This window comes from Serinicoccus marinus DSM 15273 (assembly GCF_008386315.1).
Classification (GTDB): domain Bacteria; phylum Actinomycetota; class Actinomycetes; order Actinomycetales; family Dermatophilaceae; genus Ornithinicoccus; species Ornithinicoccus marinus.
The window spans coordinates 251439-275053 of record NZ_CP043808.1 but is presented as its reverse complement, the minus strand read 5'-3'; the positions used below and the strand labels follow the sequence as shown (position 1 = coordinate 275053).

At 67.3% G+C, this 23615-nt stretch carries 27 protein-coding genes, 3 pseudogenes and 1 other annotated feature; of the genes and pseudogenes, 13 read left to right on the top strand and 17 right to left on the bottom strand.

Translation table 11 applies throughout. From position 1 onward, the window contains the following. Nucleotides 1-264 precede the first annotated feature (264 nt). A complete protein-coding gene (locus FU792_RS18290; protein ID WP_275100733.1) occupies nt 265-717 on the top strand; it encodes a mechanosensitive ion channel family protein in 453 nt (150 codons plus the stop codon). Between the two features lie 44 nt (nt 718-761). Then, nucleotides 762-3197: an AAA family ATPase gene (locus tag FU792_RS01355; protein WP_022925326.1), complete on the top strand. Its 2436-nt coding sequence runs from the start codon at nt 762-764 to the stop codon at nt 3195-3197. Between the two features lie 143 nt (nt 3198-3340). On the opposite strand, the gene FU792_RS01350 is transcribed toward FU792_RS01355, so the two are convergent. The 3 genes and pseudogenes from FU792_RS01350 to FU792_RS01340 all read right to left on the bottom strand — a co-directional run. Next, nucleotides 3341-3823 (bottom strand): NUDIX hydrolase, encoded by a 483-nt coding sequence (locus FU792_RS01350; RefSeq protein ID WP_161600174.1) that lies wholly within the window; start codon nt 3821-3823, stop codon nt 3341-3343. Nucleotides 3824-3879: 56 nt separating this feature from the next. Next, on the bottom strand, nt 3880-5187 hold the full coding sequence (locus FU792_RS01345) for a hypothetical protein (protein ID WP_149814483.1): 1308 nt from the start codon (nt 5185-5187) through the stop codon (nt 3880-3882). A gap of 205 nt (nt 5188-5392) precedes the next feature. After that, nucleotides 5393-5725, bottom strand: a pseudogene (locus FU792_RS01340) (ISL3 family transposase); the annotation flags it as partial. 123 nt (nt 5726-5848) lie between these two features. On the opposite strand from FU792_RS01340, the pseudogene FU792_RS01335 reads away from it, so the two are divergent. Further along, a pseudogene (locus tag FU792_RS01335) lies at nt 5849-7487 on the top strand (IS1634 family transposase). Between the two features lie 22 nt (nt 7488-7509). On the opposite strand, the pseudogene FU792_RS01325 reads toward FU792_RS01335, so the two are convergent. Together FU792_RS01325 and FU792_RS01320 are read right to left on the bottom strand one after the other, a co-directional pair. Beyond that, nucleotides 7510-8502 (bottom strand): annotated as a pseudogene (locus FU792_RS01325) (ISL3 family transposase); the annotation flags it as partial. Between the two features lie 677 nt (nt 8503-9179). Next, the gene (locus tag FU792_RS01320; protein WP_149814482.1) at nt 9180-9419 is read right to left on the bottom strand and encodes a hypothetical protein; all 240 of its coding nucleotides are present in this window, start codon (nt 9417-9419) and stop codon (nt 9180-9182) included. A gap of 462 nt (nt 9420-9881) precedes the next feature. Here FU792_RS01320 and FU792_RS01315 point away from each other — a divergent pair, with 462 nt between their 5' ends. Continuing rightward, nucleotides 9882-10472, top strand: a complete 591-nt coding sequence (locus FU792_RS01315) for a hypothetical protein (protein ID WP_149814481.1) — start codon at nt 9882-9884, stop codon at nt 10470-10472. A 108-nt stretch (nt 10473-10580) separates the two neighbouring features. Here the strand turns inward: FU792_RS01315 and FU792_RS01310 are convergent, their stop codons facing one another. After that, complete coding sequence (locus FU792_RS01310; RefSeq protein ID WP_149814480.1) at nt 10581-11258, bottom strand: hypothetical protein; 678 nt, start codon at nt 11256-11258, stop codon at nt 10581-10583. Between the two features lie 387 nt (nt 11259-11645). Between FU792_RS01310 and FU792_RS01305 the strand changes: the two genes are divergently transcribed. The 3 genes from FU792_RS01305 to FU792_RS01295 all read left to right on the top strand — a co-directional run bounded on the left by FU792_RS01305 (nt 11646) and on the right by FU792_RS01295 (nt 12549). After that, nucleotides 11646-11852 carry an antitoxin MazE-like protein gene (locus FU792_RS01305; RefSeq protein ID WP_022926329.1) on the top strand — a complete coding sequence of 69 codons (207 nt, stop codon included), beginning with the start codon at nt 11646-11648 and terminating at the stop codon, nt 11850-11852. Further along, the gene (locus FU792_RS01300) at nt 11849-12175 is read left to right on the top strand and encodes a type II toxin-antitoxin system PemK/MazF family toxin (RefSeq protein WP_022923225.1); all 327 of its coding nucleotides are present in this window, start codon (nt 11849-11851) and stop codon (nt 12173-12175) included. Before FU792_RS01305 ends, FU792_RS01300 begins: the two co-directional genes overlap by 4 nt. 113 nt (nt 12176-12288) lie before the next feature. Continuing rightward, entirely contained in the window at nt 12289-12549 is a 261-nt protein-coding gene (locus tag FU792_RS01295; RefSeq protein ID WP_149814479.1) for a hypothetical protein, read from the top strand. Between the two features lie 166 nt (nt 12550-12715). Here the strand turns inward: FU792_RS01295 and FU792_RS01290 are convergent. Beyond that, nucleotides 12716-14013 (bottom strand): IS3 family transposase gene (locus FU792_RS01290; protein ID WP_420329326.1). Its coding sequence is split into 2 segments (ribosomal slippage): nt 12716-13725 and nt 13725-14013, totalling 1299 coding nucleotides; the frame shifts between segments, so codons are not numbered across the junction. Further along, nucleotides 13604-13732, bottom strand: a sequence feature (AL1L pseudoknot). It overlaps the preceding gene by 129 nt. Before the next feature lie 54 nt (nt 14014-14067). Between FU792_RS01290 and FU792_RS01285 the strand changes: the two genes are divergently transcribed. The 3 genes from FU792_RS01285 to FU792_RS01275 all read left to right on the top strand — a co-directional run bounded on the left by FU792_RS01285 (nt 14068) and on the right by FU792_RS01275 (nt 15835). Continuing rightward, nucleotides 14068-15120 (top strand): hypothetical protein, encoded by a 1053-nt coding sequence (locus FU792_RS01285; protein ID WP_022926335.1) that lies wholly within the window; start codon nt 14068-14070, stop codon nt 15118-15120. 80 nt (nt 15121-15200) lie between these two features. Next, nucleotides 15201-15512: an antitoxin MazE-like protein gene (locus FU792_RS01280; protein WP_338101141.1), complete on the top strand. Its 312-nt coding sequence runs from the start codon at nt 15201-15203 to the stop codon at nt 15510-15512. Further along, nucleotides 15509-15835, top strand: a complete 327-nt coding sequence (locus FU792_RS01275) for a type II toxin-antitoxin system PemK/MazF family toxin (protein WP_022923225.1) — start codon at nt 15509-15511, stop codon at nt 15833-15835. Before FU792_RS01280 ends, FU792_RS01275 begins: the two co-directional genes overlap by 4 nt. Nucleotides 15836-16016: 181 nt before the next feature. On the opposite strand, the gene FU792_RS01270 is transcribed toward FU792_RS01275, so the two are convergent. The 4 genes from FU792_RS01270 to FU792_RS01255 form a co-directional block, all read right to left on the bottom strand. Continuing rightward, nucleotides 16017-16220, bottom strand: coding sequence for a helix-turn-helix transcriptional regulator (locus FU792_RS01270; RefSeq protein ID WP_022923226.1), 204 nt, complete (start codon nt 16218-16220; stop codon nt 16017-16019). Next, a complete protein-coding gene (locus tag FU792_RS01265; protein ID WP_022923227.1) occupies nt 16213-16617 on the bottom strand; it encodes a hypothetical protein in 405 nt (134 codons plus the stop codon). The genes FU792_RS01270 and FU792_RS01265 overlap by 8 nt, the downstream gene beginning before the upstream one ends. A gap of 180 nt (nt 16618-16797) precedes the next feature. Continuing rightward, nucleotides 16798-17370, bottom strand: a complete 573-nt coding sequence (locus FU792_RS01260) for a class I SAM-dependent methyltransferase (protein ID WP_022923228.1) — start codon at nt 17368-17370, stop codon at nt 16798-16800. Nucleotides 17371-17470: 100 nt separating this feature from the next. Next, a complete protein-coding gene (locus FU792_RS01255) occupies nt 17471-17941 on the bottom strand; it encodes a HesB/IscA family protein (RefSeq protein ID WP_168714885.1) in 471 nt (156 codons plus the stop codon). A 167-nt stretch (nt 17942-18108) separates the two neighbouring features. Here FU792_RS01255 and FU792_RS01250 point away from each other — a divergent pair, with 167 nt between their 5' ends. Next, nucleotides 18109-18612: a DinB family protein gene (locus FU792_RS01250; RefSeq protein ID WP_022923229.1), complete on the top strand. Its 504-nt coding sequence runs from the start codon at nt 18109-18111 to the stop codon at nt 18610-18612. 29 nt (nt 18613-18641) lie between these two features. Here the strand turns inward: FU792_RS01250 and FU792_RS01245 are convergent, their stop codons facing one another. Continuing rightward, nucleotides 18642-19346, bottom strand: coding sequence for a class I SAM-dependent methyltransferase (locus tag FU792_RS01245; RefSeq protein ID WP_022923230.1), 705 nt, complete (start codon nt 19344-19346; stop codon nt 18642-18644). Between the two features lie 225 nt (nt 19347-19571). On the opposite strand from FU792_RS01245, the gene FU792_RS01240 reads away from it, so the two are divergent. Beyond that, nucleotides 19572-20147: a DUF7010 family protein gene (locus FU792_RS01240; protein WP_149814478.1), complete on the top strand. Its 576-nt coding sequence runs from the start codon at nt 19572-19574 to the stop codon at nt 20145-20147. Nucleotides 20148-20174: 27 nt separating this feature from the next. Here FU792_RS01240 and FU792_RS01235 read toward each other — a convergent pair whose 3' ends face one another. Next, nucleotides 20175-20570 (bottom strand): hypothetical protein, encoded by a 396-nt coding sequence (locus FU792_RS01235; RefSeq protein WP_022923232.1) that lies wholly within the window; start codon nt 20568-20570, stop codon nt 20175-20177. Nucleotides 20571-20625: 55 nt separating this feature from the next. Then, nucleotides 20626-21528 (bottom strand): NAD-dependent epimerase/dehydratase family protein, encoded by a 903-nt coding sequence (locus FU792_RS01230; protein ID WP_022923233.1) that lies wholly within the window; start codon nt 21526-21528, stop codon nt 20626-20628. Nucleotides 21529-21644: 116 nt separating this feature from the next. Between FU792_RS01230 and FU792_RS01225 the strand changes: the two genes are divergently transcribed. Then, the gene (locus tag FU792_RS01225; protein WP_149814477.1) at nt 21645-22037 is read left to right on the top strand and encodes a hypothetical protein; all 393 of its coding nucleotides are present in this window, start codon (nt 21645-21647) and stop codon (nt 22035-22037) included. Here the strand turns inward: FU792_RS01225 and FU792_RS01220 are convergent, their stop codons facing one another. From FU792_RS01220 to FU792_RS01210, 3 genes are all read right to left on the bottom strand, one after another. After that, entirely contained in the window at nt 22038-22295 is a 258-nt protein-coding gene (locus FU792_RS01220) for a type II toxin-antitoxin system Phd/YefM family antitoxin (protein WP_084484950.1), read from the bottom strand. Nucleotides 22296-22356: 61 nt separating this feature from the next. Beyond that, nucleotides 22357-22536, bottom strand: a complete 180-nt coding sequence (locus tag FU792_RS01215) for a DUF4260 family protein (protein ID WP_022923235.1) — start codon at nt 22534-22536, stop codon at nt 22357-22359. A 27-nt stretch (nt 22537-22563) separates the two neighbouring features. After that, a complete protein-coding gene (locus FU792_RS01210; protein WP_238706021.1) occupies nt 22564-23559 on the bottom strand; it encodes a pyridoxal-phosphate dependent enzyme in 996 nt (331 codons plus the stop codon). Nucleotides 23560-23615 lie beyond the last annotated feature (56 nt).

The window sequence follows — 23615 nt, the reverse complement described above, 5'->3', positions numbered from 1 at the left end:
CCGCAGCGAGGAGTCGGCGCAGGTCTTCGGGCGGCTGCTCGGCTGGGTCGTCGTGGCGCTCGGGATCGGCGTCGCGCTGACCGTGCTCTTCCCCAGCGTGCGGCCGGTCAACATCCTCGGCGGCGTCGGGATCATCTCGATCGCGGCCGGCATCGCCTTCCAGACCGTGCTGGGCAACCTCTTCGCCGGCATCATCATCCTGGCGCGCGACCGGAGGTCGGCGACCAGATCGCGCTCCTGGAGCAGGCGGGCACGGTCGTCGAGATGCGGCTCAGCTCGACCTCGGTGCGGACCTTCGACGGGCGGCTCGTGCTGGTGCCCAACGGCGTGCTGCACAGCAACCTGGTCACGGTGCAGACCGGCTACGAGCACGTGCGCAGCTCGATCACCATCGAGCTCGCGGACGATGACGACCTCGCCCGCGCGCAGGACCTGGCGGTGGGCACGATGCGGGCACTGCCGCAGGTGCTCGACGAGCCCTCCCCGGAGGCCTTCTTCACCGCAGTCGGCACCAAGGCGGTGGTGCTCGAGCTGCGCTTCTGGTCCGGCGCCCGGCAGCTCGAGACCAAGGAGGCCACCGACGCGGTGATCCAGGCGGTGCTCGGGGCCTTCGCCGACGCGGGCATCGAGACGACCTCCGACGCGGTGACGGTCGACGCCGGGCCGCGGCTGCAGCGGACGCTGCGCGAGACCTTCGGCGAGCAGGGGCCGGCCTGACCGGCGCGGTCGGGCTGGCGAGCCCCCGGCATACCCTGACCGGCATGGACGGTCGGATCGAGGTCTGGGGAGCGCGGCTGCACAACCTGCGCGACGTCGACGTCAGCCTCCCCCGCGGCGCGCTCGTCGCGGTGACCGGGGTGAGCGGGTCGGGCAAGTCGAGCCTGGCCTTCGGCACGATCCACGGGGAGTCGCAGCGGCGCTACCTCGACTCCGTCGCGCCGTATGCCCGTCGCCTCCTGCACGGCGCGCTCGACCCGCAGGTGCGCGACGTGGGCGGGCTGCCACCGACGGTCGCGCTGGAGCAGGGCCGTGGGGCGGGCGGTGCGCGGTCGAGCGTGGGCACGGTGACCACGACGGGGGCGACGCTGCGCATGCTGCTGAGCCGGTGCGGGGCATACCCCGAGGGCGCGGAGCGGCTCGACTCCGACCACTTCTCGGCGAACACGGCACAGGGTGCGTGCCCGCGCTGCGGCGGGCTGGGGGTGGAGCATGAGCCGACCGAGGCCTCGATGGTGCCGGACGACTCGCTCTCCATCGCCGAGGGCGCGATCGCGGCATGGCCGGGGGCGTGGCTGGGCAAGAACTACCGCGACATCGTCGCCACGCTCGGGCACGACATCGACGCGCCGTGGCGCGAGCTGCCCGCGGCGACGCGGGAGTGGATCCTCTTCACCGACGAGCAGCCGGTGGTCACGGTGGTGCCGGTGCGCGACGCGGAGCGGATCAACCGGCCCTACCAGGGCACCTTCTCCTCAGCCGCGAGGTATGTCCGGCGAACCCTGGCCGAGACGAGGAGCGCGACGTCGCGGCGGCGGATGCTGCGCTTCGTCGAGACGCGGCCGTGCCCGGTATGCCGTGGGCGGCGGCTGCGCCCGGACGCGCTGGGGGTGACCTGGCAGGGGCTGGCGATCGATGAGGCGGCGGCGCTGCCGGTGGACGCTTTGGTGTCGGTGCTGCGGGAGCGGCGCGGGGAGCTCCAGGGCGAGGACGCCCAGGCGCTGGCCGAGAAGGTGCTGGTGGAGGACCTGCTCGGGCGGCTGGAGCTGCTGCTCGACCTGGGGCTGGGTCACCTGTCGCTGGACCGGCCGGCGGCGGGGGTGTCCTCGGGCGAGCTGCAGCGGCTGCGGCTGGCGACGGCGCTGCGGTCCGGGCTCTTCGGGGTGGTCTACGTGCTCGACGAGCCGTCGGCGGGACTGCACCCGCGCGACGTCGACGAGCTCATGCGGCTGCTGCGCGCGCTCGTGGCGGCGGGCAACACGGTCGTCGTGGTCGAGCACGACATGGCGGTCGTGCGGCAGTGCGACTGGGTGGTCGACGTCGGGCCGGGCGCCGGGCGCGACGGCGGGGAGGTGCTGTGGTCCGGGCCGGTCGCGGGGCTGGCCGGGGTGGAGGAGTCGCCGACGGCGGCGTACCTGGACGAGCCGGTTCACGCCGGTGAGGTGCTGGGCGAGGATGCCCCGGCCGGTGGGCGGGAGCCGTCCGGGACGTTGGAGCTGCGCGGGTTGCGGCGGCATACCGTGCGGGGCGTCGACCTCGACCTGCCGCTCGGGGTCGTCACCGTGGTGACGGGGGTTTCCGGGTCGGGCAAGACGAGCCTTCTCGACGCGGTGCACGACGTGGTCGGGGCGCAGCTCGCGCGGGTGGAGGACCTCGAGGAGGCTGTGGAGGCGGACGGGGAGGACGACGAAGGGATGGACGAGGGCGAGGTCGATGCCCCGGCGGGATCGGTGCGAGCCGTGGGCGCGGGGGCTCCCCGGCGGGTCGTGCGGATCACGCAGAAGCCGATCGGCCGGTCGCCGCGGTCGACGCTGGCCACCTACACCGGGCTGTGGGACGCGGTGCGCAAGACGTTCGCTGCGACGCCGGAGGCGCGGGAGCGCGGCTTCACCGCGTCACGCTTCAGCTTCAACACCACGGCCGGGCAGTGCCCGACGTGCGGGGGCGAGGGCGCGGTGGCGGTGGAGCTCCTCTTCCTGCCCGGCACGTATGCCCCGTGCCCGACCTGCCACGGCGACCGGTTCGGGCCGGAGACGCTGGAGGTGCGGTGGCAGGGGCACACCGTCGCGGACCTGCTGCGGATGAGTGTGCGCGAGGCTCGGGAGGCGCTGGCGGAGGTGCCGGCGGCGGCACGGGCGTTGGAAGCGTTGGATGCCCTGGGGCTGGGATACCTGCAGCTCGGGCAGTCGGCCACCGAGCTCTCCGGCGGCGAAGCGCAGCGGATCAAGCTCGCGACCGAGCTGCAGAAGCAGCGTCGCAGCGCCTCGCTCTACCTCTTCGACGAGCCGACCACCGGCCTGCACCCCGCCGACGTGCACCGGCTCCTGGCGCAGCTGCACGCGCTGGCCGACCACGGGCATACCGTCGTGGTGGCCGAGCACGACCCGGTGGCTGTGGCGACGGCAGACGTAGTGGTCGAGCTGGGGCCGGGTGCTGGGGATGAAGGCGGCCGAATCGAGGCGGTCCGTGGGCGGACGTGACATCACTGTCATGCCGAGAGTCGGACGTTTGGCGTCGATCTCATCATTGTCGGACGCGCTCGTCGCGGTCGAACACACACGTACGAACGGACGTTGTGCGACCACCGGAGGTTGCCCGGTATGACGCACAGCATCCTGGTCGATCAAGGATTCAGACAGTCCAGGGCAACTGCCGCCAGGGTGTAGGCGTCGTTGATTTGGCCTTCGGTGATGCGGCGGTGCAACTCTGACGCCCCGACCCAAGCCACCTCGTGAACCTCCTCGGTATCGTGAGTGACCGTAGTGGGCAGTTCGTCGAGAGTGACGCGGTGAATGTCCACATGTGTCGACATGAGGCCCGAGTCAGGAGTCACCGTTCCGAGGAGTAGAGGAGAAACCCCTTCTAGGCCCAGTTCCTCGGCAACTTCGCGTACGGCAGTTGCTGTTGATTCCTCCTCGTCAGAGAATCCGCGCGGCAGCGCCCACTCCCAGGCATCGGTCGGATAGCGATATACGCGCACGAGGGCGATTCGATCAGCGGCGCGGACGAGAACCACGGCACCACGGCCTTTGCGGGCGCTCTCAATACGGACATGGGAGCCGGAGCGACCGTTAGGGAATACGACGTCGTCGTCCCAGACGCGCACGAATGAGTTCTCGTAGCGAAGCCGCTCTGTGATCTTGCGGATGGGTCGCGCTCCTGTCATGCCCGTTCCGCCGTATAGGTCAGGCCTACAGAGCGGCGTAGCCGACTGACTGCACGGCTGCGCACCATCTCCTCCCACTGGCCAGCGGCCCGACCACCGATTAGGAACTCGTCCGGAGTCAGCCCCTCACCCAGCACGCCCCCTAGCACCGCCCCGAGCAACCCCATGTGCTCTCCCACCACGTATCCCGACACGCCACCTAATGCGCCGCCGTGCGCCGCTCTCAAGAGCCTGCGAGGGGTCGCGGCAACGACCTTAACGAGTCGCCGACCGTCGACCATCTCCATGAGTTGATCCATGAAGAGGGCCTCGAGTCGGACCTCCGGGCTGTCGAAACTGCGGGTTGCCAGGCGCTCCCTCACCGCGTTCCAGCTGAGCACCCGTGGTTCTGGCTTCAGGTCTAAGAGAAACGTTGCCCTTTGGTCAAATTCAACAGGTGTAGCGGCATCTCGTAGCCCAATCGGAATTCGAGGTACGACCGTCTCGTCGGCGCAACTTGCGGCGCCGAGTGACCGTGCGACAACGCAGTTGTAATGCATGTCTACGACGTCTGACGCGGTCTTCACCACTTCAGCGCTGACTCCAAGCCTCGCCGCTGCCTCTGGCAGTGCCGAACGCCAAGAACTGCGCGCGTCCAAATTGATGAGCGGTCGCCCCTCATCGTCTTGGCCCGCTTCACGCCTCAGCCGTTCAACTGCCTTACCCATCTCGCGTAGTTCCTGGCCAGCAGGACGGGTGCCGAAATCTGACAGCACACGCGCGCCCAGCCGCTCTCTCGGCACCACTGCTTGAGCCTGCTCGCTTGCCTCAGAGCGTCGAAAAGCCCTGTCCAGTGCTCGTAACGCATCTAGCCGCTCTCCTAGCTCACCGCTAAGCGGTGCACTGGAAGTGCCGCGGATGATGGCGTAGACGTCCTCACGCGTGCCGCGATCATTCAACTCGGGCCAGGCGCTAAAATTGAAACGGCTGCGCAAGCGACTCGCGAAGGCATTCAACACCGTGAACGGATCTTCGCCCACCGGCTGCTCAAGGCCTGCGGGCAGAAAGCGCGTCTGGACCAAGCCGTCGGCAATCAATCCAAGAAATGCGTCATGCGTGCTGTCGTCGCGAACAACGTCGAAGACGAAGGCGCTGTCTATGATCTGGCTCTGCGACAAAATTGGCAAAGTTTGGTGCACGATGAGGTCGACCAGCAGGGCCGATGTCGCACTTACCACACGTGCGGTTAGGTCCTCGTCCTGGCTGCCGTCGAAGAGGACGGAGTCAAGCAACGGGTAGTAGCGCAGCTGTCCGGGGTCTTCCACACGCACAGTATGACTGGCGCCACATCGCCACATGCGAAACGAGCGAAGGTCTCCGGGCCGGGTAATCGCCCAAAAGTGGTCCGAAGTGCCGTCAGGATGTAGTCGTGAGGAGGCTCGGCCCGCGCAGACGCGGGTGGGGCCGTTCCCCGCGAGCGCCGCTGGCAGGCACCTCCTGTTTGCCGGCTCTTCGTCTTTGAGGGTGGGGTCATAGGTTCAGTCCTCCGCCGATGAGGAGCATGCGGAGGCGGTAGTTCTCGAAGTTGGTCAGGCCTCGGGCGATGCGTCGGTGGAGCTCGATGAGGCCGTTGATGGCCTCGGTCCCGCCGTTGGTGGCGCCGGTGTCGAAGTAGGCCAGGAACGCGTCCTTCCACGTGCGCAGGGTGCGGCCCAGGCGGGCGATTTCGGGGATCGGGCAGGAGGGGAACGAGGCGACGATGCGCTCGGCGATCTTGCGGCCCTCTGCCTTGTCGGCCTGCTTGTAGGCGGCGCGTAGTTGCTGGGCGCACTGCCAGGCCAGGTCGACGACCTCGTGCTCGGGGCGGGCGACGAACCTGAGTTGGGTCACCGGTCCGTGATTATCGGGCCGGCGAGTCTATGACCTGGCACGATGTGGTGGCTTAGTGCGTCGTTGAGGCACTAATCGGGGTCCTAGGATCGTGGGATGGCGTGGATCCGGCGGGTGCGGACGGCCTCGGGGGCGACCGCGGTACAGATTGCGGAGTCCGTGGACGGGCGGCGGCGGATCGTGCGCCACGTGGGATCAGCGCACGACGGGGCCGAGCTCGGGTTGCTGATGGCTCAGGCACGCCAACTGCTCGAGGGCGACGCTCAGGGCGAGCTGGACCTGGGACTGTCGATACCGGTGCCCCGAGCAGCGATGGTGCCGGCACCGTCCGCGGCGACGCTGTTCGACGACCCGGCCGGGCCGGTGGGCCGGCGCGCGGTGGTGGCCGCACCGCAGGTGCTGCGCACCTCCTCGGCGGTGCTGTACGACGCCCTGGCCGGGGTGTACACCGACTTGGGGTTCGACGCCCTGGGTGATGAGGTGTTCCGCGACCTGGTCATCGCCCGGTTGGTCGAGCCGACCAGCCTGCTGGACGCCGACCGGGTGCTGGCTGACCTGGGCCGGGTCTCCGCGAGTCTGTCGACCCGCAGTCGCACGCTGAGGCGCTGCCAGGACGGGGCCTACCGGGACCAGATCGCCAAGCTGTGCTTCCAGCACGCCCGGGCCAGCGAAGATGTGTCGCTGTGTCTGTACGACGTGACCACGCTGCACTTCGAAGCAGCCGACGAGGACGCGCTGCGCAAGGTCGGGTACTCCAAGGAACGACGAGTCGACCCCCAGATCATCGTCGGCCTGCTGGTTGACCGGGGTGGGTTCCCACTAGAGATCGGGTGCTGGGAGGGCAACAAGGCCGAGACCCACACGATCGTGCCGATCATCGAGGCCTTCGCCGCCCGGCACCAGATCAACGACCTGGTCGTGGTCGCGGACGCCGGGATGCTGTCCGCGGCCAATCTGAAGGCCCTGGACGAGGCCGGGCACACCTTCATCGTCGGGTCCAAGAACGCCAAGGCCCCGATCGACCTGGCCTCGCACTTCCGCTGGCACGGGGACGCGTTCACCGACGGCCAGGTCATCGACACCCTCACCCCCAAGGCTGGCAAGAACAAGGGGAACGACCCCGCCCTGCGCGCCGAGCCGGTGTGGGACCCGGAGCAGTACCCGACCTCGTGGCGGGCGGTGTGGTCCTACTCGGCCAGACGGTTCGCACGGGACAACAAGACCCTCACCGCCCAGGAGAACCGCGCCAAGGCAGCGATCGAGGGCAACAAACCCGCCCGCACGCCCCGGTTCGTCAAGACCCGCACCGACGGTCTGGTCCTGGACGACGCAGCGCTGGCACGGGCCCGACGACTCGCCGGGCTGAAGGGCCTGGTCACCAACATCCCGACCACAGTGCTGCCCGCGTCCGAGGTGATCAGCTCCTACGCCGACCTGTGGCACGTGGAGCAGTCGTTCCGGATGTCCAAGGAGCGACCTGCGGGCCCGGCCCCTGTTCGCCCGACGTCGCGACTCCATCGAGGCCCACCTGACCATCGTGTTCACCGCCCTGGCCATCGCCCGCACCGTCCAGGCCCGCACCGGGCTCTCGCTACGCCGAGTCCTGCGCCAGCTGCGCCCATTGCGCTCGGCCACCATCGAAGCCAACGGCGCCATCCGCACCCTGCCACCAGCACTCGGCCCCGACGAGCACGCCCTCCTGAACGACCTCGGGCAGACCGATCCAAGGCACTAAGCCATTTGACCTAACTCAGGACGAAGGCGCGCTTGATCCGTGCGCGTTGCTTGTCGGTGAGGTTCTCGGCACCGGCGCGCAGGATGGTCTGGATCCCGTAGAGCGGGTCGCCCTTGCGGCCGCGGTGGCCGGTGGTGTCCTGCTGCACCCGCCGCCGCACCTCATCGACACACTTCGTGCCGAGCGCGACCACGTGGAAGGCGTCCAGGACAGCGGTGGCGTCGGCCAACTCGTCGTCGATCACGGACTTTTACCCCTGGAACGGGTCCAGGGTCGCCACGTCGACGCCAGCGGTGAAGTCTTCGCCGCGAGCCTGCAGCCAGTCGGCGTACGCGGCCCTCGTGCGGCCCGGGACCAGGTCGAGCAGACGCGCCCTGACCTGCCCGTTCCTATCCAGAGTGAGGTCGACCATGCCGGTCAGCTCCTTGGGCCCACGACCTCCGTTCTCGGGTGGCTTGGTGGACACGTGGTGCCACACGTGCTCGTCGACCCCAAGCATGGCGACCCCGGTGAAGCGGGACTCGTCAGCCGCCGCTGCCGTCAGGATCGGCTTGACCGCCGACCACACGGTGCGCCACCGCACCCCGAGCTGACGGGCCACACCCTGGACGCTGGCGTGCTCGGAGCGGATCTGGGTGATCGCCCACCGCGCCGCCCGTGTCGTCAGCAGCCCCCGTGGGCGGACCAGGTCCGGCGCCTGCTCGGTGAACGTCCCCACCTCGCAGGCGTGCTCGCGGCACCGGTAGCGACGCTTGCGCCACAGGAGCACGACCGGGGTGTCGAAACAGGGCGCATCGACCAGCCGCACCACACGCCGGCTGTGCGCCTCGGCCACCGTCCCGCAGCCCGGGCACCCGGCCGGTGCCGGTGCTGACTCGACGGTCACGGTCAGCAGCTCGGGATCGCGCCGAACGTCGGTCACGTGCAGCCCGTCCAGCCCGACGAGGAGGTCGCAGTTGTGGCAGTACGCGCCGACCGAGCACAGGGCACGGCAGCACGACGTAGGCTCAGACACGTCGAGGTCCTTGGCGATGGGGAGAGGTAAGAGTCCCCTGATCATCGGGGACCTCGACCCCATCACCCCTCACCCAGCGCTTCGGCGCGCCGCCCTCACCCCACCCTCAAAGACGAAGAGCCTGTTTGCCGCTCTTGGCGAGCGTTGAGCGCCCGGCGGCCGCTCTCGGCGGCCCGCCGGGCCCACCACTGTGTGCTACGGCCGTTGCTACATCTCGATGTGGGGAGCATGCCCGGCAAGCAGCCGCTCCACCCGCAGGAACCGCGCCCACTCCGTAAACCGCCCTGGCCGCGAGGTACTTCTCGCGGTTCAAGTGGGCGACTCGTGCAGGGTCGACCCAGCCCACGACCCCGCTGCATTCGAAACAGCCGACCGTGCTGTAATCGCGCACCAAATCAGCTTCAACCCAGTCGCCATCCATGTTCCAATCACCATCGACTGAGGACGGCCCAGCTTGTCTATTGACCCCGCAAAGCGTGTCGGTGGTGCCTGTGTCTCTTGCCTTACGCCTGGTCAGGTCCCCGGAAAGCGTCGCCAGGCACGACCTCCTCCACGATCTGCCGTACATCCTCCTCAGTGACCCGTTCGCGCTCGGAAATGGCCCCTTGCAAGAGGGTCAAGGCGGCTAGCAAGAGGCTGAGGAGTGCGATGACATCGGACTTGCCCCATCCGCCTGGCTATGTTGCCAGGCTCGAGATGGCTTCACCGAGTTGGCGGTTGGAAACGGCAACTTCGTGGATCGCTGAGACTAGGTCGCCGCCTTGGACCTTCTGCCTCGCGCGCTTGACAGCGGTGCGCGTCTTGGTCACCTTGGCTTGAGTCCAGTCGGTCGCGAGCAGTGCCTCGGAAAGGGCGCGACGACTCCACGCCGGCGCAATGGTGACCGAAAGACGGCCCTCGGCATCGAAATCGAACACGCCATCGACGACCCTGGAGGCTCGCCCGCACTGTGGGCATGTCTCCACATTGCCGCTCAGGGTTACGTTTGCTGCGTCGGTCGCATCGATAAACGACGACCGAAACGCTCCATGCTCCGGACAAACTGCAGCCACACCACCCATTAGTGCAGCGTACTGCCCCTGCCGGTGGCGTACGGGCCTGGTCCGACTCGCCGATGGTCGAGGAGGATCAAATTGCCTACCACGCGAGTCCGCAGGGGCTGGGATCCGTCGCGCCGGGACACCGCCAGCCGCTCCCATCAAGGATTGCGTGGACGCGCGCTTGATCTTGGTAGTGGAAGGCGCGTTCCAGTGGCTCGTGCTCTTCGTCTGAGCATCAGTCCCGCTGCTTGACGAGCGGAACAGCCCGTCACCCTTGCTTCCTGGGGCTACGAGTGCCGAGCCGGGGAGCATGTCAGAGGCTTAATCAAGAATGTGGCCATGGACGTCGACCTCACCATCTCCGGCCTCGCAGCTCTTGTGGCACTCGCCTCGGCCTGGTTCGCCAGGGCTAGCGTCAGACAGGCCGAACGAGCGGCTGATGCGGCTGAAGCGCAGGTAGTTGGACAGCGCGAAAGCAACATCTCTGCCGCCCAGCCGTACGTGTGGGCCGATGTACGGGCAGATGACACCCAAGGTCATTGGCTGCAACTCGTAGTCGGAAACGCCGGCCCCACAGTCGCAGAGAACGTTCGCGTCGTGTTCGACCCACCCTTGCCCTTGGAAGACCGGGTCGACAGGCTGACCGGGACGGCGCTGCAACGATTGCAGAGGGGGATGTCGTCGCTTGCCCCTGGGCACATGCTCGCTTGGGTTCTAGGAGCGTCGGCGAGGCTCCTAGAGTCGGACGGCGCGCAGGTCCACTCGGTGACCATCGATGCAGACGGGCCGTTTGGCCCTATCCCGACCCTCGAATACGAGATCAACCTTGCAGACTTTCGCGAATCGCAAGATCGCCCGGCGGGAACACTGCACAAACTCACGCGGGCGGTCGAGGGCATTACTGCAGAACTGAAGAAACGTGATCGATAGCCGGCCGACCCAACACGGCACCCGAGGTGAGTTCCGGACCCCCAGCGACCGAGCACCCGCGCACTCATCTGCCGCGCGCAGGTAGTGGCGGCGCGGTCGTCAACAGGCTCACGTGCTTCGGCCCACAGACTCTAGTGAGTCCTTTATGTGGTCCAGTAGTTCGTCACCGTATACGGCTACGTGGCCCAGCGCGGAGCTGCCAGAGGAGTGCAGGTTGATCCACCTGCCGAAGTTGTCTGTGACGGTGACCTCAGTGGCGCCGGTCTCGGAATGACGGGCCAGGTGTGCCAGGTAGGGCCACCGGTCGCGAGACTTCGGGCCCCATTCCCACGCACCCATGATTCGCAGCCACGCGCGTGAACCGCGCCGCAGGGTCACGGCCTCAGCGGCTCTAGAGCCATGTACACGCCACGAGCTGCTTTTCTCCAGGTAAGCCGCCGCAGCCGCCGGCTCAACACCGGCCACCAGGACGCTTCGTCGGTAAAAACCACCCTCGCGTCGACCCACCACAATCGGCGTCCCGTGGTCGTGCGAGATCACGGTTTCGTCCCCGTCGACTTCCGGTTCGGGGGTGTCCGAACCTGCGGTCGCTGGGCGGCGGGAGATCATGCGCTGATTCATCTTCATGCCAAGCCACAACATGGCGGGAACGAAGAAGGCGGCCCAGACCACCCCTCCCAGGATCGACATGAGGAGCGGCCTCCCGAACATGAGCATGCCCGCGACATAGAGGACGGCAGCCAAAACGAAGAACACCGCCGCTCCCTTCCAGTTGATGCCTCGCATCACATCCGACCCTCCTACCTCCTCGGTGCGTCGCCGCCAGCACTGGCGAGACCCCCGGATATCTGCGTCCTCGGACTGTTGAACGGGACTGTACTCGCCGTCACCCAAAGCGCCGGCAGGAACTGTGACCGGTAATGCGCCTCCGAACTCCCTCGATGACGCCACCCCCCTGGTCCACTTCAATCCCCCGAGCGTCTGACGTAACAGCGCGGCAACGACCAGTCAGACCGACACGGTCCTCGCCGTGACATCCACGGCGGCGCCGACCGGCGACATCCGCTCCTGCCGCTGGTCGCTCGGCGGGTGAGGTGGGGACCCAAATCTTGGTGCGCTGTTAGGGACGTAGCCGCCTTCCGCTGCACTGTCGTTACATGTAACGTGGTAGGCATGACGGTGAAGCATCGAGTCAGCGAGTACCGGCGCAGGATGCGCGCACGCGGACTTCGACCCGTGCAGATCTGGGTGCCGGACGTGCGTAGCGAGCGCTTCGCACAGGAGGCCGAACGTCAGGCGGCCCTGGTCGCCAGGGCGGACAAGCAGTCCGATGACCAGGAGTTCGTCGAAGCCGTCACCGCCCCCTGGGACGAGGAGTGAGGCGCGGCGAGCTGTGGACCGTCGCCGGGGGTGTCTACGCCTCCAAGCCGAGGCCCGCACTGATCGTGCAGGACGACCTCTTCGAGGGCACTGCCTCGGTGACCGTGGCGCCCCTGACGACGACGCTGGTAGATGCCCCTCTGCTTCGCGTACGCGTCGCCGCCGATGATTTCACCGGCCTGCAGCACGACAGCCAGGTCATGATCGACAAGGTCACCACAGTCCGCCGCGAGAACGTCGGTACCCGCATTGGCCGCCTGGCGCCCGAAAGTCTCGTGGAGGTCGAACGCGCCCTCATGGCTTTTCTCGGCCTGGCTAGGTAGCGGACGAGAGACCACTGCGGACATCCGGATCTGCCGCACTGAGCGTGGTCCGCACGCTACTGCCGCGAGTCGACCGCCGAGGATCGCCACTCCGGGTCGGGCATACTTGCCGGGTGAACGTTTGGGAAGCCGAGGGGCGACGGTTTGAGGTGCTCATGGCATCCGACGTGATCCGGGACGGCATGGCACTCGAACTGACCGACCTGGATCAGCCATCCGGGCAGGGACCATCCCTAGAAGTCTTCTACTCGGATGCCCATGGCACATTCACGTTCTCCGCTCTACGAGCCGCCGACCTTCCTCTGGACCTCTTGACCAGGTTCATCGACACCGCGAGGCAGAGCTTGGCTCCGGACCTCAACAGCACCGACTAATCAGCGTCTCTCCGCCGCAAGTGACGCGGGAGCGGGCATCCGGATCTGCCGCGCGGAGGACGGCTACGCTCGTCCGACTTTGCCGCGCGGAGAGTTTCGACTTTCTGCCTTGATCTCGTGCGCGCTACTAGGTGAAGCTAGCCATGGCATGTGAACCGCCCCGGGTTCAGTGGAGAGTCGTGTGTGCTTCGTCGGCGGTCGCCGTCGAAGGGTTGGGGGCAGCGTAGTGGTCGTGTTCGTACGCTGCGGGTGCGAGGTAGTCGCACCATGAGTGCGGGCGGGTCGTGTTGTACCAGTCGACCCACCGAAGGACTTCGAGCTCGACGTGCTCGAGCGTTTTCCAGGGGCCGCGCCGTCGGATGAGTTCGGTCTTGAAGACGCGGTTGAGCGCCTCGGCGGCGGCATTGTCGTAGCTGTCGCCCTTGGATCCGACGGAGGCGACGATGCCGAGTTCTTCGAGGCGCTCGGTGTACCGGATGGCTCGGTATTGCACGCCGCGGTCGGCGTGGTGGACCAGGCCGGTCAGGTCCCGTCCGTCGCGGTGGCGCTGCCAGATCGCGTGCTCCAGGGCGTCCAGGGCCAGGTCGGTGTGCAGCGAGGCAGCCACGCGCCAGCCGACGATCCGGCGGGAGAACAGGTCCATCACGAACGCGACGTAGACGAACCCGGCCCAGGTCGGCACGTAGGTGATGTCGGCCACCCACCGGTCATCCGGTGCCGCGGCGGTGAAGTCCCGGTTGAGCTGGTCGGCCGGGTGGCCGTCCTTGGCCGGCACCGTGGTCCGGGGCGCCTTGTGGTCGCCGGCGACCGCGCCGACCAGGCCCAGGGCCTTCATCCGCCTGGCCACGGTGCACCGCGCCACCGGTGGATAGGTGCGCCCGGTGGGGTTCCCGTGCTCGTCCAGGACCTGTTGCCGGTTGAGCACCTTCCACATCTTCTTCACCCCGTACACCTCGTAGTTCGCGTCGTTGGTCGACTGGATCCGCTCATCGAGGGCCGCGTCGGCCAGTGCCCGGTTCGAGGGGGCACGCGACGTGGCTGCGTAGTAGGTGCTCGGGGCGATCTTCGCGCCGGCCTCGGACAGGACCGTGCAGATCGGCTCGACCCCGAAGGACTCCTTGTGCTCGTCGATGTAGGCGATCAACGACTCGTGGGGCGGTCGAGCTCCGCCGCGAAAAAAGCTGAGGCCGACCGCAGGATCGCGTTCGCCCGGCGCAACTCCCGGTTCTCCTTCTCCAGCTGCACCAGCCGCTCCTGTGGATCGGTCGCGGTCGCAGTCGACCCGGCCGCCGGTGCGGGCCCGCGGAACCAGTTCCGCAACGTGGCACCCGGGATGCCCAGCTGCTCACCCACCTGGGCGCAAGCACGCTTCACCGGCAACCCCGGACTCTCCCGGATCGTCTCGTTCACCGCGCGGATCGCACGCTCACGCAGCTCGTCGCTGTATTTCCTCGGTGCAGGCATGACTCCACTCTCCCGTAGAGATCAAGACCCTCCACCAAACCCGGGACGGTTCACTTGGCCGCGCGCGAGCGGTCCGCGAGCGCGGCTCTCGAACTGGCCGGAGCCGAGGGTATCTACGGCAACTGGGCACAGGAACAGCGCGACCACGCGCTGGAAGAGCAGGCCCTCCGGTTGTTGCAAGCCGAGGTCTCGCACCTGCTCGAGGGTCTGCGCAGCCTGCTGCATGACGACGACTTTTGGGTGTCCTTACGGGTGGATACGACCGGTGATGACGCCGGGGCGCAGCTACAAGCCCTGCAGAGCCTGAACCGATCCGACCTGGCCGCCATGTTCGATCTGGTCGGCTACACCGTGCCGCCGCCACCTCCGGCCACCGAGCTCATCGACGCCGCCAAGAGCGCGCTGTCTGCCCTCGACCGCGGCAGGCTGACCGAAACTGAACTCGCCTCTGCCGTTCAACGGGCCCAGTCAGACCTCACGGTGCTGCTGTGGCGCGCCCGAGGCCAGATCGAGGTGGCGGAACGAGCCCCCGACCCCGCTGAACGGGGAGCCATCGTCAGGACGGCCGCCCGGACAGTATTGAGGGGCACCCGCGAACTCATGCCGGTCGTCGCCGGCGCCGCGACCGGGGTGGCCGTGACGGGCACCCCAGCAGGAGCGATCGCCGGCGCCGCGGCCGGCAAGTTTGTTGAGAAACTCCTCGAGAAGGGGATCGACGTGCTTCTGAGCTCGGCATTGCTCATCGGGGCACAGATGCAGGAGCCGTCTCTGGAGGTGCGGGCAGCCGCGGGGGTCGACTCGATCGCCTTGCACCTCTCGCGTCTGCGCTCCCTCCAGCAAGAACCTTGGGCATGCGGAAGCGCAGACGAGGCGAACCAGCACATCTCCCGGCTCGCTGAGCTTGTGGATGCCCATGGCAGCAATCACTGGGGTCGAACCGCCTGCCACCTGATCGGAGGGGTTCGCTCCGATGAGGCCGGCGGGCGGCAAGACCTGCAGGCCGCGATTGATGGCTTCGGGGCTGCCATGTCAGGGAATTTCTCTCGTTGGAGCGCCAAGCGCCGAGCGGAGCGACAGTGGCGCGACGGGAATCCGATCACTAGGTAAACGAATTAGAACGCGGGCCCCCAAGCCCTCTTCTCTGCAATGCGCCTTGGCCTCCGTACGCGTCACCATGGCATCCGCACATGCCGCTGGTCGCTCGGCGGGTGAGGTGGGGACCCAAATCTTGGTGCGCTGTTAGGGACGTAGCCGCCTTCCGCTGCACTGTCGTTACATGTAACGTGGTAGGCATGACGGTGAAGCATCGAGTCAGCGAGTACCGGCGCAGGATGCGCGCACGCGGACTTCGACCCGTGCAGATCTGGGTGCCGGACGTGCGTAGCGAGCGCTTCGCACAGGAGGCCGAACGTCAGGCGGCCCTGGTCGCCAGGGCGGACGAGCAGTCCGATGACCAGGAGTTCGTCGAAGCCGTCACCGCCCCCTGGGACGAGGAGTGAGGCGCGGCGAGCTGTGGACCGTCGCCGGGGGTGTCTACGCCTCCAAGCCGAGGCCCGCACTGATCGTGCAGGACGACCTCTTCGAGGGCACTGCCTCGGTGACCGTGGCGCCCCTGACGACGACGCTGGTAGATGCCCCTCTGCTTCGCGTACGCGTCGCCGCCGATGATTTCACCGGCCTGCAGCACGACAGCCAGGTCATGATCGACAAGGTCACCACAGTCCGCCGTGAGAACGTCGGTACCCGCATTGGCCGCCTGGCGCCCGAAAGTCTCGTGGAGGTCGAACGCGCCCTCATGGCTTTCCTCGGCCTAGCTAGGTAGCGGACGAGAGACCACTGCGGACATCCGGATCTGCCGCATGGAGCGTGGTCCGCACGCTACTGCCGCGTGGAGGACGGTTACGCTCGTCCGACTTTGCCGCGGGTCGCTCGCCAGGATCACGGGGGCGTGTGTGACGCCACGCAAGGCCCAGCCTGCCGTTTGGCGAGGCGGTAGCGGCCTTCTACTGCTTGAGGATGAAGACGTCCTCGACCGCGCGTCCGAAAGTGTGTGCCAACCGCATCGCCAGCGGGAGGCTGGGGTCAAAGCGCCCGGTCTCGATGGCGTTGATCGTCTGGCGGGAGACGCCCAGCTCCTTGGCTAACCGACCTTGGCTCCAGCCACGGGACACTCTGAGCGGTCGAAGGCCGTTGACCGTCTCAGGCACCCAGGGCTCGCAGGGCCAGGCGATAGCGGACCCAGAAGGAACCGACCGCGAGCGCCAGGAAAGCCATCCCTGTCAGGGCCGCGAGCGTGTCCGCAACGATCGCCAGAACGAGGAAGAGAACCGCTCCAAGCATGACGGCATCAACGTACGCCTGGCTGCGGGCCTGCTGCGCGGCCCGGGACTCCACGCTGTCCGGCGAGCTCTCACCCGAGGCGTCCCGGCGCCGGCGCATCGTGACGTTCAGCGCCAGAGTCAGTGGCAGGATCACCAGCAACATCCCGAGGAGACCCAGCGGATCCTGAAACGGGTGGTCGGCCTCGGCATTCCCCCAGCCCTGTAGAACCAGGCCCCCGAGCGCGAGGGCCCCCACCACCAGCCAGATGTGCGACGTCTTCATGTGTCATGTGTACTTGTCACCTCGCCAGCCTGTCAAGTGCACTTGTCAACCGTGCCCGGGGTCCAGCCCCTGCGTAACCGCGTTCGGCCAGCGCCGCATGGCCCAACCAGACATCCAACTCTGCCGCGAGCCGGTCGTACCGAACCACAGCTCTTGGCGGTCCTCGCCTGTCCGCACCGGTCAGCGAGTGCTGACGATGAGGTACCGCTCATCCTCGATCGCTTTGCCCCAGTAGACACGATCGAATAGGGGCCGCACCCTGACGTCGTGACGGACTGCCCGCACCAGGCGCTCACACTCAGCGGCAGTCAAGCCTGCACCGGTGGACCAGTTCCCCTCGACCAGCACCACGACTCCACCCGGCACCAGCAGATTAACCCAGCGCGCCAACGCCCCAGCCGGGTCCGGCATCGCCCACAGAACATGTCGGCTCAACACCACGTCGTAGCTGCTCGTCTCAAGGGCGGGATCTGCCGCATCACCCACCACGAACTCAGCCTCTGGCACCTTGGCCCGCGCCAGGCGAATCATCTCCGGCGAGAAGTCCAAGCCATCGACGCCGTACCCCTCATCGGTGAGCAGCCGAGTCATAGTGCCGGCGCCACACCCCAGATCGGCCACCCGAGCCGGCGCCGAGGGAAGCACCTCCAGAAGAAGCTCTCGCCACGCCGCCCGAACCCGAGGATCGGCCAGTCCATGGTCCGGCTCCTCATCGAAACGTGCGGCCTCACCGTCCCACAACTCCTGAGTCACCCACGCAACCTATAGCCCCCCCGGAGCAGCCGGTAAAGGACGCGCCTGCCGCGGTTCGATCGTTCGTTCCGCTTGCGTCGATGTCGCCTGGTCGGGGTCCCTACTTCTCCTCGGGCGGCTCGTGCGGCGCTGTCCACCCGGTCTGTCGACGCCAGGCTTGAGGCGGCTGGAACTCGGCGTCCCAGGGCATAGGCAGGTATGCGCGGCATGTCGGTTGACGGGGTCCGGGCCACACGTTGCCGAAAGAACGCCGGCAAGGGCAGACATGGTCAACGTTGGGGTTGCGGGGAATGCGGAAGCGTGGCGGCTTGAGGGTCGCCCCGTAGTCGAGCAGGGCACCATCGAGAACCGCGGCTGCGGTGGCTGACACGAACAGCCACGCTCCAGGGCAGCCGTACCGGACGTCCTCGGCGACGGCCTCTGATTGTGGGTCCACCAAGTCGAAGACGTAGGTCGTTCCACAACAACCACCATCCTCAAGGTCGACTCGCACCGCGCCACCGAGAGCTTCAATGGCCTGCACAGCCGACTGGGACACCTGGAACGGCGGCAGGACGGTCACGTCAGTCATGGGCATGGGTGTACCACCCAGCACCGACAAGTCGACGCTCAACCCGGGGCGCCGGTCGTCGAAGCACGCTGAAGACTGCTGCGCGACAGGTCACCGTTTGTCCAGGACAAGGCTCCGGCAGGAGCACCCCTGACCACCTCCACCTCGGGCGATGGTTGGATCGCAGCATGTCTGACTTCGACGCCAGGACCGCCCTCCGGCGGCAGCTCGATATCGAATGGAGCTTCGCAGCCGACCTCATCATCGGCCAGATCGACGAGGAAGCTGCGTTGTGGTCACCGGGAGGGGTCAAGCGCTACACGGTCCACCGGACGAGCAAAGGTTGGTCAGCTGACTGGCCGGGCGAGGAGAACGATCCGCCGATGGCAGCCACGATGGGGTGGGTCCTGTGGCACATCGAGTGGTGCTGGACCGACACCTTGAGCCTCGTCAACGGAGATGAGCGTATTGAACCGCTGGAGCACAAGTGGAGCGGCGGCACAGACGAGATCCAGCGCCTGAAGGAACGGTGGGACCAGGTCCTAGCCACAGACAACCTCGATCGCCTGGTGCCGTGGGCCATGCCAGAGCCCCAACCCCTCGGTCTGATCGCCGCCTGGCTCAACTTCGAGCTCGCCAAGAACCTCGCCGAGATCAACCAGCTCAAGATGCTGCGCGCTGCCATGAGGTAAGCGCACCCACCGCCCCCTCCGGTTGGCACTCAGTCAGGCGGCCATGTGTGTATGAGGTTTCCGTAGGACAGAGCCGTTCGGTCCGGGTGCCTGCCTAGCCATGTCTCTGCGAGCGCCTCTGGAAACTCCAAGCGCAGAACTGCCTCGAGGTCCGTGCGGGTATCAAACTCCCAGCTGCTCATGACGGGAGTCGTCCTGGCGCCTTTGTCAGCCCACCAGTCACGGGCGTAAGTGTCCCGGCCTTGAGTCGCTGCCCAAGGGCTAGCCTTCAGGAGTGCGGCAAACTCTCCTGCCTCGGTGTCATTGTCGATCACCACAAGGCGGCCACCTGGTCGGAGGACCCTGGAGACTTCGACAAGTCCGGGTGTGGGATCGAAACTCGGGTGGGGGAAGAAGTAGGCGAACCGGGCGTGAACAACATCGACGGAGCCGTCGGGCAGCGGGATGTGTTCGGCCGAGCCGTGCAGCACTCGCGCGGGTGCCCGGCGAGCGCGTGCGAGGTCAAGAAGATTGACGTCCGGCTCCACCCCGATGACCTCTCCCGCGTCGCGGTACCGGGGTAGCCAGAACCCTGAGCCGCAACCCAGGTCGAGCAGGACGCGGCCTCGCCAGGGTGCCTGGTCTTTCAAGGCAGCCCAGAGCACACCATGCCGATCGATCGCTGCGTTCTCGATCTCGTACACAGCTGGGTCAACCCCTTGGTTGCTGGCGCGTACGAAGTCGTCGAAGTCCACGGGCCAGATGGTGCCGCAGGTCCTTCTCGTCTCCAACAGCTTTATGGCAGCAGAGGCGAGGCACGCTTCGCGCGCCGCCGCCTCTTCACTGACTGTGCGACACCACCGTCGCGGCAACCTCGCAACGCCCCATCAACCATCCGGTCATGCCGCACTGAGCGTGGTCCGCACGCTACTGCCGCGCTGGACGCCCACCCCCCTCCCCTGTTCGGCAATACTCGTGCCATGTCTGGCCTCGAGGACGCCCTGGTTGAGCTCGCACGAAGCAACTACCAGGGGGCGGTCTTCCTCCTCGCGTACGGCACGACCTGGCTGGTCTGCGCCGCCATGTGGCGCGCCACCGAGCCCAAGTGGGCAGTGACGGCCACCCTGTTCCAAGGGATGGTTGCCCTACCCGTCGCACTCGGCATCTCGGCCTGGCTAGGGATGTTCGAGGCAAGACCAGGTGGCGAGCTCATCAGCCGGCTAGGGATCCTGATCTCCGTGTCTCAGCTCCTCGTGCTGCCGCTGCTGATCGTGCTGACGGTGCGAGGTCGCTACACCCTGGTTCCGCTCTTCTTCTCCCTCGCCGGAGCAGTGCACTTCGTCCCGTACGCCTGGCTCTACCAGAGTCTTCTCTACATCCTGCTCCCGATCGTTCTCGCGCTCGGCCTCGCCGCCATCTACAGCACCGACCGGGCCACAGCAGACGGAGACGACATGAGCACTGCCGGCGCGGGCAGGGTGTGCGCACTCACCGGCGTGGCATTGCTCCTGACCGGCGGGTTCGCTGTCGCGGCCCGGTCTAACGATCATCAATGACGCAGGCCACTGCCGCCTCAAGTGACGCTAGCGAGCGGCGACTGACCCGTCGTCGCCGACGACGTATACGTCGATCTGCAGTTCCTCAAGCACCCAGGCAGGGACGCGTCGGACTGCGCTCACAGCAGCTGTCGGCACCACGACCGCAAATCGCATCCCCTCGCTCCGCCCTGTCGACGGCATGCGTCGCAATAGCTGACCGAACATCGTGTCAACGTCCAAACCGATCGCAGCTGTGCGCCCCTTGGCCTCCGCCAGCACCTTCAGTCCATCCTTCTCAGCCACCACGTCGACGTGGTCGACCTCCCGCGAGACCGACCACCCCCGTGCACTCATGAAGTCACAGAAGGCCTGGATAATCCGCTGTTCGTCGCCCCGCCTATGCGCATCGTAGATGCACCGGACGTCGCCCTCATCCCGCATCGAGCGAGTCGACGCCGGGCCGGGGGGGCATACCGTCGCGGTCGGTGCGCCTGGGTCAGGCCTCTGGCCGAGGATCTGACAGGACGTCGCGCCACGAGTGCTGCGGCTCGTATCCAAGCAGCTCGCGGGCCCTGTCGATGGAGTAGAAGGTCTCGTCCGGGCCCATCTCACGCTTCAGTTCAACCCCGTCGTAGAAGCGCTCCCGGACCTCCTGGGTGGTCAGGGCGACGGACATGTCCGCGTTGGCGACGTTGAAGACCTCGTAGCCGAGCCCATCGACCTCCAGACACCGCTGCACCATCTGGCCGAGGTCGCGGGTGTCGATGTAAGCGAAGATGTTGCGCCGCCTCAGCGACGGGTCGTCGAGGAAGTCGGGGAACATCTCGGCGTACTCGTGCGGCTCGATGACGTTGTTGATGCGCAGGCCGTACACGTCGGCACCGGTGCGAGCCTGGAAGGAGCGGGCCGTCACCTCGTTGGCCACCTTCGACATGGCGTAGGAGTCCTCCGGCACCGTCGGGTGGTCCTCGTCGACCGGTACGTACTGCGGTCGCCGCTCGCCCTGAGCGAAGCAGATCCCGTAGGTCGTCTCCGAGGAGGCGAACACGATCTTGCGGACACCCAGCCGTGTCGCGGCCTCCAGCACGTTGTAGGTGCTCAGCACGTTCGTCGCGTAGGTGCGGGCATCGGAGGCGATCAGGATCGCCGGCACCGCCGCGAAGTGGACGACCGCGTCATAGGCAGGCTTCTTCTCCAGCTCCAGCTCGTCCATCGTCGCCGCCCCCGCCAGCGCCGAGTAGGTCTCACCGGCGTCGGTGAGGTCGACCCGCAGGTCGGCGACGTCCGGATGCTCCAGGGGGACGAGGTCGGCGTTGGTGACCTGATGACCCTGCTCGGCCAGGTAGGTCGCGACGTGCTTGCCGGCCTTGCCGCTGCCCCCGGTGAAGAAGATGCGCATGACGTGATTACACCACCCCCGGTTCTCCCAATTGGACAGACCGCTACTGCCACTTGGCCGGGTGTGGGGCTGCTCCGCGACGGGCAGCCGTGCCGCTACCTGCACACTCTTGTACGTTGGATGAGGTGACGGAAGAGTTCGAGCCAGAGTGGTCACCGATCGTCTGCCATCGACTGGACAGTCTCTTCACCTCGACCAATGCTGGGTTCTCCCGCTCCTCCCCCACGCAGCCGGTGATCGGAGTCGTCGGCGACATGCTCTGGGAGGCGGACCCCATCCAGTTTGCGGAGCTTTACCCGGACAGTGGGATCGTCGAGTCATACGGTGACCAGTGGCCCGCACCGTGCATCGACTATTGGGTGTACATCGACGTCGAAGCCCGCTTGGCCACACTCTCCACTGAGGGGTGGAGTCACTCCAACCAGGAGATCGCGCTCACGGGGAAGGGGTCCGAGGACGCCGACCGGCTGCATGAGCATCTGGCACGCATTCTTCAGCAGGACGTCTGATCAATCGGACCGCTGTCGATGAGCCTGTTTGCCACTGATCTTGGGGCGCCACTCCCGGTCAGCCGCCCATTGAGCATCAGGGGCGCCGGCGAACAAGTCAACGACGTCTTCCCAGAGGAGCCGCCGACTCTGTCGGGCCGGCACGAGTCTGGCACTGGGTCGACCGGAGACGGTGACCACGATCTCCTCCCCTCGTTCCACACGTCGCAAGAGACCAAGAGCGTCCTGCTTCAACTCACGAAGTCCTACCGTCTCCATGAGCCGACGGTAGCGCTCATCCAACTGCTGCGCCCGTGCCGCAGCACGCCCCGCCGCGAGCTCAGGGCTTCTTCCCGATCTCGCCGAGATGGGTGTGGGCGAAGCTGTCGGTGAACTTGAGTCCATACCCCAGCAGGCGGTCGACGGCGCTGTGGAAGGCCCACGTCACGGCGACGAAGGGCGGCCACCGGGCGTCGCCGGGCACCAGCCAGGCGAGGACGAGCGAGACGACTGGCCCCACGTAGCTGTGACCAGAAGGGTCGCGCTGTCAGTATCCCCGGTCCAACCCCTCGGGACCACCCTCCTCTTGACGCCGTGGGAGCCTCACGGCCCGCGGCTCGGCACACATCTCAGGCGGGGAAGACCCCGCTGGAGAGGTAGCGGTCGCCGCGGTCGCAGACCACGAAGACGATCGTCGCCCCCTCGACCTCCTCGGCCACCTGCAGGGCGGCCCAGCAGGCGCCACCCGCGGAGATGCCGCCGAAGATGCCCTCCTCGCGGGCCATCCGGCGGGCCGTCTCCTCGGCGTCGGGCTGAGCGACCTCCACGTCCGGTCCACCGCCGAGGGGTCGAAGATCCTCGGCACGTACTCCGGCGGCCAGGCGCGGATCCCGGGGATCCGCGAGCCCTCCGCGGGCTGCGCTCCGACGATCTGGACGCCGGGGTCGCGCGACTTGAGGAAGCGCGAGACGCCGGTGATGGTGCCGGTGGTGCCCATCGCGGACACGAAGTGCGTGATCCGTCCGTCGGTCTGCCGCCACAGCTCCGGCCCGGTGCCGTCCTCGTGGGCGCGAGGGTTGTCCGGGTTGCCGAACTGGTCCAGGACCCGGCCCCTCCCCTCCTGTCCCATCCGCGTCACGACGTCGCGGGCCTCTTCCATGCCGCCGTCCGCCGGGGTGAGCACGAGCTCGGCCCCGTATGCCTTCATCGTCTGGATCCGCTCGATCGAGGCGTCCTCGGGCATGACGATGACCAGCGGGTAGCCGCTGATCGCGGCCGCCATCGCCAGGCCGATCCCGGTGTTGCCGGACGTCGCCTCCAGCAGGGTGTCGCCGGGCGAGATCTCCCCCCGCGCCTCGGCGCCCCGGATCATGCTGATCGCCGGCCGGTCCTTCACCGAGCCGGCCGGGTTGTTGCCCTCGAGCTTGGCGAGCAGCACGTTGCCGCGGCGTTCGTTGTCCGGCCCCGGGAGGCGCTGCAGCCGCACCAGCGGGGTGCCGCCGATGGTGTCCTCCATCGTGGGGTAGGGCGCGGGATCGCTCATCCGCCGGAGTCTACGGCGGCGGTCACCGAGGGCTGGCCGCCGGTCGGCTGCGGGCC

What these genes read in the sequence shown, in the direction of transcription:
- FU792_RS18290 (WP_275100733.1), top strand. Translation starts at nt 265, where the DNA reads ATGCGGCTCAGCTCGACCTCGGTGCGGACCTTCGACGGGCGGCTCGTG.
- FU792_RS01355 (WP_022925326.1), top strand. Translation starts at nt 762, where the DNA reads ATGGACGGTCGGATCGAGGTCTGGGGAGCGCGGCTGCACAACCTGCGC.
- FU792_RS01315 (WP_149814481.1), top strand. Translation starts at nt 9,882, where the DNA reads ATGGACGTCGACCTCACCATCTCCGGCCTCGCAGCTCTTGTGGCACTC.
- FU792_RS01310 (WP_149814480.1), bottom strand. Translation starts at nt 11,258, where the DNA reads ATGCGAGGCATCAACTGGAAGGGAGCGGCGGTGTTCTTCGTTTTGGCT.
- FU792_RS01305 (WP_022926329.1), top strand. Translation starts at nt 11,646, where the DNA reads ATGACGGTGAAGCATCGAGTCAGCGAGTACCGGCGCAGGATGCGCGCA.
- FU792_RS01280 (WP_338101141.1), top strand. Translation starts at nt 15,201, where the DNA reads ATGCCGCTGGTCGCTCGGCGGGTGAGGTGGGGACCCAAATCTTGGTGC.
- FU792_RS01265 (WP_022923227.1), bottom strand. Translation starts at nt 16,617, where the DNA reads ATGAAGACGTCGCACATCTGGCTGGTGGTGGGGGCCCTCGCGCTCGGG.
- FU792_RS01255 (WP_168714885.1), bottom strand. Translation starts at nt 17,941, where the DNA reads ATGACTGACGTGACCGTCCTGCCGCCGTTCCAGGTGTCCCAGTCGGCT.
- FU792_RS01250 (WP_022923229.1), top strand. Translation starts at nt 18,109, where the DNA reads ATGTCTGACTTCGACGCCAGGACCGCCCTCCGGCGGCAGCTCGATATC.
- FU792_RS01240 (WP_149814478.1), top strand. Translation starts at nt 19,572, where the DNA reads ATGTCTGGCCTCGAGGACGCCCTGGTTGAGCTCGCACGAAGCAACTAC.
- FU792_RS01235 (WP_022923232.1), bottom strand. Translation starts at nt 20,570, where the DNA reads ATGCGGGATGAGGGCGACGTCCGGTGCATCTACGATGCGCATAGGCGG.
- FU792_RS01230 (WP_022923233.1), bottom strand. Translation starts at nt 21,528, where the DNA reads ATGCGCATCTTCTTCACCGGGGGCAGCGGCAAGGCCGGCAAGCACGTC.
- FU792_RS01220 (WP_084484950.1), bottom strand. Translation starts at nt 22,295, where the DNA reads ATGGAGACGGTAGGACTTCGTGAGTTGAAGCAGGACGCTCTTGGTCTC.
- FU792_RS01210 (WP_238706021.1), bottom strand. Translation starts at nt 23,559, where the DNA reads ATGAGCGATCCCGCGCCCTACCCCACGATGGAGGACACCATCGGCGGC.